The organism is Novosphingobium sp. (assembly GCF_036803765.1).
GTDB lineage: Bacteria > Pseudomonadota > Alphaproteobacteria > Sphingomonadales > Sphingomonadaceae > Novosphingobium.
In genome coordinates this window covers 1-9113 of record NZ_DAIRTS010000050.1, presented here as the reverse complement: position 1 = coordinate 9113, position 9113 = coordinate 1, and the positions used below count along the sequence as shown (strand labels likewise).

Sequence of the window (9113 nt, the reverse complement as noted above, 5' to 3'; positions counted from 1 at the left end):
CCGCCGACCCGCACACCCCGTATCGCCCCGATCCGCAGCTGGCCGAGCTTGCCGGCTGGCTGGGCGACCCGGTCGCCGGCGCCGATTTTCCCGAGACCACGCTGCGTTTCCGCAACGATCGTGCCGCGGCCGAGGTGGGCCTGGCCGGCCTCGACGATGCCGAATGGGTGGCGCATTTCGCGCGCTTCGCGCCCCTGCCCGGCAATCTCCCCGGCCCGCTGGCGCTGCGCTATCACGGCCACCAGTTCGGCGTGTACAACCCCGAGCTGGGCGACGGGCGCGGCTTCACCTTCGCGCAGATGCGCGACGGCCGCGGCCGTCTGATGGACCTCGGCACCAAGGGTTCGGGACAGACGCCGTGGAGCCGGCGCGGCGATGGGCGGCTGACGCTGAAGGGCGCGGTGCGCGAGATCCTGGCGACCGAGATGCTGGAGGCGCTGGGCGTCAACACCAGCCGCACCTTCTCGGTGGTGGAAACCGGCGAAAGCCTGTGGCGCGGTGACGAGCCCTCGCCCACGCGCTCTGCGGTGCTTGTCCGGCTCAGCCACGGGCACATCCGCATCGGCACGTTCCAGCGCCTGCTCGCGCTCGACAAGCCCGACGAGATGCACGCGCTGATCGCCTATTGCCTCGAGAATTTCCCCGGCCCGGCCGACCTTGCCCCTGAGGGCGCCAGCCCGGCGGCGACGCTGCTGCACCAGGTCGTGGCGCGGCTGGCCGACATGGCGGCGAGCTACATGGTCGCCGGCTTCGTCCACGGCGTGCTCAACACCGACAACATGAACGTCAGCGGCGAGAGCTTCGACTACGGTCCGTGGCGATGGCTGCCGGCGTGGGACGCGGGCTTCACCGCCGCCTACTTCGACGATGCCGGCCGCTATGCCTTCGGCCGCCAGCCCGAGGCGATCGGCTGGAACTGCGGGCAACTCGCCGTCGCGCTCCGCCTGGTCGAGGACGCAGCCCCGCTGATCGCCGCGCTCGAACGCTTCGGGCCGCTGTATCAGGTGGCGATGGCGCGGCGCTGGTGCTGGCGCCTCGGCGTCGCTTCGGCCGGGGCGGAGGCGGATGCCGCCCTCGTTGCGGCATGCGAAAGCGCGATGCGCGCGCAAGGCATCGGCCCCGACGCTTTTTTCTTCGCACACCGTGGCGGGCGCGGCGCCGAGGCGCTGCCCGCGCTGGGCGATCGTGCTCCGCTACCGGGTGCGACCGACCATCCGCTGTGGAACGAAGCGGCGCCGCCGGCGCTGTTGATCGATGAAGTCGAGGCCTTGTGGGCGCCGATCGCCTCGGACGACGACTGGCTGCTGCTGCACGACAAGGTCGCTGCGATCCGCCGGCTGGGCGAGGCGTTGCGCGGCGTGCCGGGCGGGAGGCCCGTGGCCCAGGGGCATTCGCTGCAGGACAATTAAGCACTCCGACAGGCTGCGGAGGCCAGGAGTGACGCAATGATAACCAATCCGGTTTACCGCGGGACAACATGCTGACCACCACCCCCCGTATCGAGGCCAGCTCCCACGCCATCGCCGAACTGGTCTCGATCGAGCCTGCGACCGGCATGGAGGTGTGGCGTGGCTTGTGCGGCGACGTCGACGATACCGTCGCGCGCGCGCGACGGGCCTGGGCCGGCTGGGCCGCGCAGCCCTTGTCCACCCGCATCGAACTGGTGCGCCGTTTCGCCAACGAGCTGCGCAAGGATGCCGAACCCCTGGCCCTGCTTGTCGCACGCGAGACGGGCAAGCCGCTATGGGATGCGCGCGGCGAGATCGATGGGGCGGTTGCGCGGGTCGAGGTGGCGGTGCGCGGCTATGCCGAACGCACCGCGCAGCGCCGTCTCGACAGCGCGCTGCAGGGAACCGCCGCGCTGCGCCACAAGCCGCACGGCGTGATGGCGATCATCACCAGCTTCGACCTGCCCGCGGAGGGCCCGGTGCGCCAGATCGTGCCGGCACTGATCGCGGGCAACGCGGTCATCCTCAAGCCCTCGCCTCGCACCCCGGCGACGGCCGAAGCCGTGATCCGTTGCATTCATCGCGCCGGCATTCCGGCCAGCGTCGCGCAACTGCTGATAGGCGATGCCACGCATGGCCGCGACCTGGCTGCGCACGACGGCGTCGATGGCGTCCTGTTCTCCGGGTCGAGCCAGGTGGGCCTTGCGCTCAACCGCCGGCTTGCGGCCCAGCCGGGCAAGGTCGTCGCGCTGGAGCTGGGCGGCAACAGCCCGATCGTGGTGTGGGACACGCCCAAGATTTCCGACGTCGCCGCGCTGGTGGTGCAGTCCGCCTTCACCGGCGCAGGCCAGCGCGCTGCCGCCGCGCGTCGCCTGATCGTTCGCGACACGATGTACGATGCCGTGGTGGGTGAAGTGCAGCGCCTGTGCGACAACCTCATCGTCGGCGCCCCCCTCGACGATCCCGCGCCGTTCATGGGGCCGGTGATCGACAACGATGCCGCAGACGGCCTCACCGAGAGCTTCGTCTATCTGCTGTCCCACGGCGGCCGCGCGATCCGACACCTGCTGCGGCCGCGCGGCGAGCTGCCGTTTCTTTCGCCGGCACTGATCGACGTGACCGGCATGGCGGATCGGCCCGACGTCGAACTGTTCGGCCCGATCCTGCAGATCGTGCGGGTCGGCGATTTCGACGAGGCGCTGGCCGTCGCCAATGCCACGCGCTTCGGCCTCGCCGCGGCGCTGGTGGGCGGTACGCCGCAGGACTACAACCGGTTCTGGGCGCAGCTTCGTGCCGGCGTCGTCAACTGGAACCGCCCGACGCACGGCGTATCACCCGCCTCGCCGATGGGCGGCCTGGGCCTGTCGGGCAACCACCGCCCCGGCGGTTTCTACACCGCCGATCACTGCGCCTATCCGGTCAGCTCGGCCGAAATCGACCAGCCGCGCGCCTCGATCGGCATCGGCCTCAAGCCGTAAAAACTAATCTGAACCGGTCGCAGGATCGGGTGCAGGCGTCGCCGGATCGATCGGGCCACCCGGCACGGTCGCCTGGTTGCGCATGTTCTGCTGCGACAGGTCGGGATCGACCATGAGCTGGCCTTGCAGGGCTGCATCCATTGCGGGGTCGGTGTCGCGCTTGCGCGCCTTTTCCGGGTCGTCGCCGCAGCCTGAAAGCGCGGCACACAATGCCGTCGAAATCAAAAGAACCTTGCGAATCATCGACGCCTTGTGCCGCGACTTGGGTTGATGCGCCATTACCATCGGCGCGGGTGAAACCGCTGCAAGTGCATCGGCCACAATACGAAAAGGGCTCCGGTGCCACCACGCACCGGAGCCCCATCCCTGCCCGTTCCCCGCGAAGGTCCCACCGACGAACAGGGATCAGTTCGTCAGCTTAGCGGCAGCGCTGGCTGTTCTGGTCGACCGCGCGGCCCAGCAGGGCACCGCCGGCGGCGCCGAGGATGGCGCCGAGGGTGCGGTCACCGCGTCCGGCCACGCCCTGGCCGAGCAGCGCGCCGGCGACACCGCCCACGAGCAAGCCGGTGGTGCCGTCGTTGCGGCGGCAGTAGTAGCGGCCGTCGTTGCCGCGCCAGGACTGGCCGCGATAAGCCACGCCGCGGTAATCGTCGCGACCGTTGTAGCGCCCGTCGTTGTAGCCACGGTAATCGTTGTAACCGCGATAGTCGTTGTAGCCACGGCCGTAGTCGCGGCCATCGCGCCAGTCGCCGCGATCCTGCCAGCCACGCTGGTTCCAGCCTTCCTGGTCGATGGGCGAAGCGACGGCCGTGTTGCCGGTGCCGTGGGCCAGCGGCAGGATGGCCGCCGAGGCCGGGGCGATACCGGTGGCGAGGGTTGCCGAAGCAGCGAGGCCCAGCAGAGTCTTGCGAATGGCAGTCATGGTCGGTCTCCTGATCTGCGTCGGGCGGTCGGGCCTTCCTTGGCCTTGGCCGTTCGACAGTTCGTGTCTTCGATGGTTCATGTTTACGCCATCGAATCTGAACGACCTGCAACGGCGCTGTCAGAAACACATCGCAACCCGAAATTATTTCTCGCCTTTGCGCAAAAGGCTGCGCCTGCCACAGGCGGGCCATGAAAAACACGGACGAACGGACGACATCCGACGCCAGGGGAGGACTGGCGGCAGGCTTGCTGGCCTATCTGGCCTGGGGGCTTTTCCCGCTCTATTTTCATACGCTGCAGGCCGTACCCGCGACCGAACTTGTCAGCTGGCGGGTGATCTGCACGCTGCCGGTCTGTCTCGTCATGGTCGTCGCGCTCGGCGAAGGACCAGCCCTGCTGGCCACGCTGCGGACCCCGGCACTGCTGGGCCGCCTGGTGGCAAGTGCCGTGGCGGTGGGCAGCAACTGGCTGATCTACCTCTATGCGCTGGCGTCGAACAACGTCCTCGCAGCGAGCCTGGGATACTACATAAATCCCCTGCTCAATGTCGTCATCGGCGTGCTTTTCCTGGGCGAGCGGCTCAACCGTCCGCAGTGGATCGCGGCGGCCCTCGCGCTCACCGGCACGATGGTCCTTGCCTCGCAGGCGCCCGCGATGATCGGCCTTTCGCTCAGTATGGCGCTGTCGTTTACCGCCTATGGCCTGATCAGGCGGTTCGTGACGGTCTCCTCGGTCGTGGGCCTGACCGTGGAGACGCTGGTCCTCTACCCGCTCGCGCTGTTCGTGGTCTGGCACGCAAAGGGCAGTGCGGCCGGGTGGGCGATGGCGGCGCCGGACTGGACACCCTGGCTGCTGGCCGCCTCGGGGCTAGTGACGGCAGGGCCGCTGCTGCTTTTCGCGGCAGCCGCGCGCAAGCTCGATCTTTCCGTGCTGGGCTTCATCCAGTTCATCTCGCCCACGATCGTCTTCATTCTTGGCCTGACGCTCTATGGCGAGACGATGAGCCGCGAGCGCACGATCTGCTTCGCGCTGATCTGGTGTGCGATCGCCGTGTTCGCCTGGGACATGCTGCGCCGCCGGCCAAGGCGCGCTGCAAGGCACGCCTGACACCGCTTGATCAGACCAGGCGCCAGGCCAGCGTCTCGCCCGCATGGAACGGCACCAGCGTCGTCCCGCCGGCAGCGATCTCGTCGGGAACCGTGGCGCCGGACTTCTCCAGCGTCACCGTGCCCTCGTTGAGAGGCAGCCCATAGAACAGCGGACCGTTCTCGCTGGCAAAAGCCTCGAACTTGTCGAGCGCGCCTTCCTCGTCGAACACGGCGACGTAGCTTTCGAGCGCGAAGGGCGCATTGAATAGCCCCGCGCAGCCGCAGGCGCTTTCCTTGAGATGCCGGGCGTGCGGCGCGGTGTCGGTGCCCAGGAAAACGCGCGGATGGCCCGAGGTCGCCAGCTTGCGCAGCGCGAGCCGGTGCTTCTCGCGCTTGGCCACGGGCAGGCAATATGCATGCGGGCGCATGCCGCCGACGAGCATGGCATTGCGGTTGATGTGCAGGTGCTGCGGCGTGATCGTCGCGCCGACATTGGCGCCGACGTGCTCGACGAACTGCGCCGCCTCTTCTGTGGTGATGTGCTCGAACACGATGCGCAATGCCGGGAACTGCTGCACCAGCCGGCTCAGCGTGCGCTCGATGAACACCGCCTCGCGATCGAAGATGTCAACGTGCGAATCGGTCACTTCGCCATGGATTAGCAGCGGCATGCCGATCGCCTGCATCGTCTCCAGCACGGGGTGGATGTTGGCGATGTCGGTCACGCCGTGCGCGGAACCGGTGGTGGCATGCGCGGGATAGAGCTTCGCTGCAGTGAACACCCCGGCGGCATGGCCGCGCCGCACTTCGTCGGGATCGGTGTGATCGGTAAGGTACAGCGTCATCAGCGGGGTGAAATCGCTGCCTTGCGGCAGTGCCGCCAGGATCCGGTCGCGATAAGCCGACACGCCGGCGACGTCGGTCATCGGCGGCGAGAGATTGGGCATCACGATCGCGCGGGCGAACTGGCGCGCGGTATAGGGCGCCACGCCCTCGAGCATCGCGCCGTCGCGCAAGTGGACATGCCAGTCGTCGGGGCGGCGGATGGTGAGAGTCGTCTGCGGTTCCATGCCTTCCCCTTAGGCGCTGGCCACCCTATCTGTCACCCATGAGCAACCCCCGCCTGTTCGATCGTGCGCTCGTGCGCCTGTCCCCTGCCCAACCCGGCGAGGACGTGGCCGCGTTTCTCCAGGGCCTCGTCACCAACGACGTGACCGGCACGCTGCCGGTCTGGGCCGGGCTGCTGACGGCCCAAGGCAAGGCGCTGTTCGATTTCATCGTCTGGCCCGACGGCAAGGATGCGCTGCTTCTAGACTGCGAGGCGGCGGGAGCCGAGGCGTTGGTCAAGCGCCTGTCGCTTTATCGCCTGCGCCGGCAGATCACGATCGCGATCGCACCCGAACTGGGGGTCTTCTGGGAAGGCCACGCCGGCGACGGCGGCGCGGCGGATCCGCGCCTATCGGCGCTGGGGCAGCGCTGGGTCGGTGCCGTCTCGGGGGACGACACGCCGGTCGACGATCAATGGCGCGCGCATCGCCTGCGCCTCGGCGTTGCCGAAGGGCAGGCCGAGCTGGGCCAGGACCAGACGCTGTGGCTCGAGGCGAATGCCGCCGAGCTGAACGGCGTCAGCTTCACCAAGGGCTGCTATATCGGGCAGGAAAATACCGCGCGGATGAACTGGCGGCAGAAGGTCAACCGCCGCCTCGTGGTCGTGCCGCTCGACCGTTCGGACCCGGCCCGCCAGCGCGCCGCCTACCCGGAGCTGGGCCTCGCGGTCGATCACCTGCGCGTCGAGGCGATCACGCAGCCGCCGCACTGGCTCGAGGATGCCCTGCGCCCTGAATGAAGCCACAAGGGCGAGTTCGCGCGGTCAGTGCCTGAGCGACAGGCCGACCCGCTCCATCCGCCGGTAGAAGGTCGCACGGCCGATGCCGAGGAGGCGCGCCGCGCTGCTGACATTGCCGCCGGCGCGGGCCAGCGCCTGGCGCAGCACCGCGCGATCCGCATCGTCGAAGCTGGCCGGAACCGCAGGCCCGAGCATGTCGCCCAACGGCCGCGGATCGATTCGCGTCCCGTTGCCGAGGCGGAAGTGCTGGCGCGCGGCCCGCGTCGCCCCGATCACCAGGTCGTCGCGATCGACTGCGAGCAGTGCCTGTCCGCGCCCGGCCTGATCCGTGCCGCCGCCGGCCAGGATGATCCGGGCATCGGCGTAATGGCGGCAGAACAGGTCGCGCTCGATGCTGCGGGCGCCGTCCTGCACCAGTGCGCCAATCATCGTCGCCATCGCTCGGTCGTGATCGCCGCGCGCCGAGGATATGTCGAGCGCCGCGACCAGCCGGCCGGTGGGATCGAAGATCGGCGCGTCCATGCAACTGACGCCGACATTGCGGCTGGCGAAATGTTCGTCGCGGTGAATGGTCACGGGCCGCTGCTCGACTAGGCAGGTGCCGATGCCGTTGGTGCCCTGCGTCGCCTCGGCCCACGACACGCCCGGGGCCAGGCCCAGTTCCTCGAATCGCGCGGCATCGCCGTCGGGCGCGCGCCAGTCGAGCACCACGCCGCCGGCATCTGCGATCATCACGCAGGCCCCTGCCAGCCCGACGCTGCCGTGCAGCCTGTCGAGCACCGGGGCGGCGACGGCGAGCAGTTCGCCATTGGCCGCGCGCAGCAGGTCGAGGTCGCGACCGGCCAGGGGATCGACCGCCGGCGCACGCGCTGCGGGATCGAGGCCATGGTGCAACGCCGAACGACACCATGAGGCCGCCACCGCCGACACCGCCGCGCGCGAGGAATGAACCGCGTCGAGCACGCGCTCGCTGTGCATCGTTTCCGCATCGGCCATGGCCTGCTCCTCTCCGCCGGGGGCTTGTTCGGGACTGCAGGCGACGCACCCGTCAACGACGCGTCCGTCGGCCAGCCCCGGCACCGCCTTGTCCTCTGGCTCCATCCTCTCCGTTTGCAAGGCTTTTCCGATTTCGCCCATTGTCCTTTGGACGAAGATGCCGCCCCTGCCGGGCCGCGAGGCGCGCACAAAAAGAAAGGGGGCCGATGAAGGCCCCCTTTCCACCGTGGATGGTTGCACCCCGATCCGGGACGGATCGCCGCAAACCTTGGGACGGTCCCCGGCGGTCGCATCGGCGCCGCCGGTTTCCATCAAGCCGTCAGGCCAGCTCTTAGAGCTTGCCGTCCTGGGCGTTGTTCATGTCGTTCGACACGTAGTTGAACGTGTTCGACAGCGAGTTGCCCAGCGCGCCCATGGCGGTGATGGCGGCAACGGCGATAAGCGCGGCGATCAGGCCGTATTCGATAGCGGTGGCGCCTTCGTTGTCCTTGATCAGCTTCTTGAAGAAGGTCATTTCCCGGTCTCCTTGGTTAGTTACCCCGGAGCCCTTATCGCCGCTACACCCTAAGCCTTGGTAAACGCGCTGCGGACATTTGCTTAGAAAATATCCGCAGAATATCCGATCCGGCGCAAGGCGCGAACGCGAGCCGGAATGGACCGCTCTCAGCCGCGCCCGCGATAGCCGCCCACGCCCTGATCGGGCAGCCAGAGTGCCGGCGGCGGTGCATCCGATTGCCAGAACACGTCGATGGGAATGCCGCCACGCGGGTACCAATATCCGCCGATGCGCAGCCACCGCGGCTTCATCTCGGCAAACAGGCGCTGGCCGATGCCGACGGTCACGTCCTCGTGGAAGCCGTTGTGGTTACGGAACGAGCCGAGGAACAGCTTGAGCGACTTCGACTCGACGATCGTCTCGCCCGGGGCGTAGTCGATAACCAGGTGGGCGAAATCGGGCGCCCCGGTGACCGGGCACAACGAGGTAAATTCGGGCGCGGCAAAGCGGACGAGATAGAGCGTGCCCGGACGCGGATTGGGCACGTAGTCGAGCACGGCCTCTTCGGGCGAGGCAGGCAGGGCGCTCGTTTGCCCCAGGTGCAGCGGGGCCGGCATGGGGGTGTCGGACATCGGTTGGAGATTCCTTTCGTTGCCGCGCCCAATGCACCCGTCGGCCGCCACGGGCAAGCCGGCGGCTTGCGCCTGCCCGTTCAGACACTATGCAGGCCCGCTTCGGACAAGGCGGTATCGACGCCATGGCCGTCGTGATCCGGACCCGTTGCAAAGAGGCATGAAGCGCAAGGCCATGAGCGGCACGCACCCCTTCCCCACCGCC

At 68.5% G+C, this 9113-nt stretch carries 10 protein-coding genes; 4 read left to right on the top strand and 6 right to left on the bottom strand.

Features of this window, described 5'->3' with window-relative positions:
* The first annotated feature begins 38 nt into the window (after positions 1–38).
* Positions 39–1409, top strand: a complete 1371-nt coding sequence (locus V7Q48_RS18070; protein ID WP_442947160.1) for a protein adenylyltransferase SelO family protein — start codon at positions 39–41, stop codon at positions 1407–1409.
* A gap of 68 nt (positions 1410–1477) precedes the next feature.
* Positions 1478–2926 carry a succinylglutamate-semialdehyde dehydrogenase gene (locus tag V7Q48_RS18065; RefSeq protein ID WP_333840613.1) on the top strand — a complete coding sequence of 483 codons (1449 nt, stop codon included), beginning with the start codon at positions 1478–1480 and terminating at the stop codon, positions 2924–2926.
* 3 nt (positions 2927–2929) lie between these two features.
* Here the strand turns inward: V7Q48_RS18065 and V7Q48_RS18060 are convergent, their stop codons facing one another.
* Both V7Q48_RS18060 and V7Q48_RS18055 read right to left on the bottom strand, forming a co-directional pair.
* On the bottom strand, positions 2930–3247 hold the full coding sequence (locus V7Q48_RS18060; protein WP_333840611.1) for a hypothetical protein: 318 nt from the start codon (positions 3245–3247) through the stop codon (positions 2930–2932).
* 97 nt (positions 3248–3344) lie between these two features.
* Positions 3345–3848 (bottom strand): glycine zipper 2TM domain-containing protein, encoded by a 504-nt coding sequence (locus tag V7Q48_RS18055; RefSeq protein ID WP_333840608.1) that lies wholly within the window; start codon positions 3846–3848, stop codon positions 3345–3347.
* 191 nt (positions 3849–4039) lie between these two features.
* On the opposite strand from V7Q48_RS18055, the gene rarD reads away from it, so the two are divergent.
* The gene (gene rarD, locus V7Q48_RS18050; RefSeq protein ID WP_333840606.1) at positions 4040–4957 is read left to right on the top strand and encodes an EamA family transporter RarD; all 918 of its coding nucleotides are present in this window, start codon (positions 4040–4042) and stop codon (positions 4955–4957) included.
* Positions 4958–4967: 10 nt separating this feature from the next.
* Here rarD and pyrC read toward each other — a convergent pair whose 3' ends face one another.
* Positions 4968–6008, bottom strand: coding sequence for a dihydroorotase (gene pyrC / locus V7Q48_RS18045; protein WP_333840604.1), 1041 nt, complete (start codon positions 6006–6008; stop codon positions 4968–4970).
* Positions 6009–6046: 38 nt separating this feature from the next.
* On the opposite strand from pyrC, the gene ygfZ reads away from it, so the two are divergent.
* Entirely contained in the window at positions 6047–6784 is a 738-nt protein-coding gene (gene ygfZ / locus V7Q48_RS18040; protein ID WP_333840602.1) for a CAF17-like 4Fe-4S cluster assembly/insertion protein YgfZ, read from the top strand.
* 24 nt (positions 6785–6808) lie between these two features.
* Here the strand turns inward: ygfZ and V7Q48_RS18035 are convergent, their stop codons facing one another.
* The 3 genes from V7Q48_RS18035 to queF form a co-directional block, all read right to left on the bottom strand.
* Entirely contained in the window at positions 6809–7780 is a 972-nt protein-coding gene (locus tag V7Q48_RS18035) for a GAF domain-containing protein (RefSeq protein WP_333840600.1), read from the bottom strand.
* 331 nt (positions 7781–8111) lie between these two features.
* A complete protein-coding gene (locus tag V7Q48_RS18030; RefSeq protein ID WP_333840598.1) occupies positions 8112–8294 on the bottom strand; it encodes a Flp family type IVb pilin in 183 nt (60 codons plus the stop codon).
* Between the two features lie 149 nt (positions 8295–8443).
* Positions 8444–8908 carry a preQ(1) synthase gene (gene queF / locus V7Q48_RS18025; protein ID WP_333840596.1) on the bottom strand — a complete coding sequence of 155 codons (465 nt, stop codon included), beginning with the start codon at positions 8906–8908 and terminating at the stop codon, positions 8444–8446.
* Between the last annotated feature and the right edge of the window lie 205 nt (positions 8909–9113).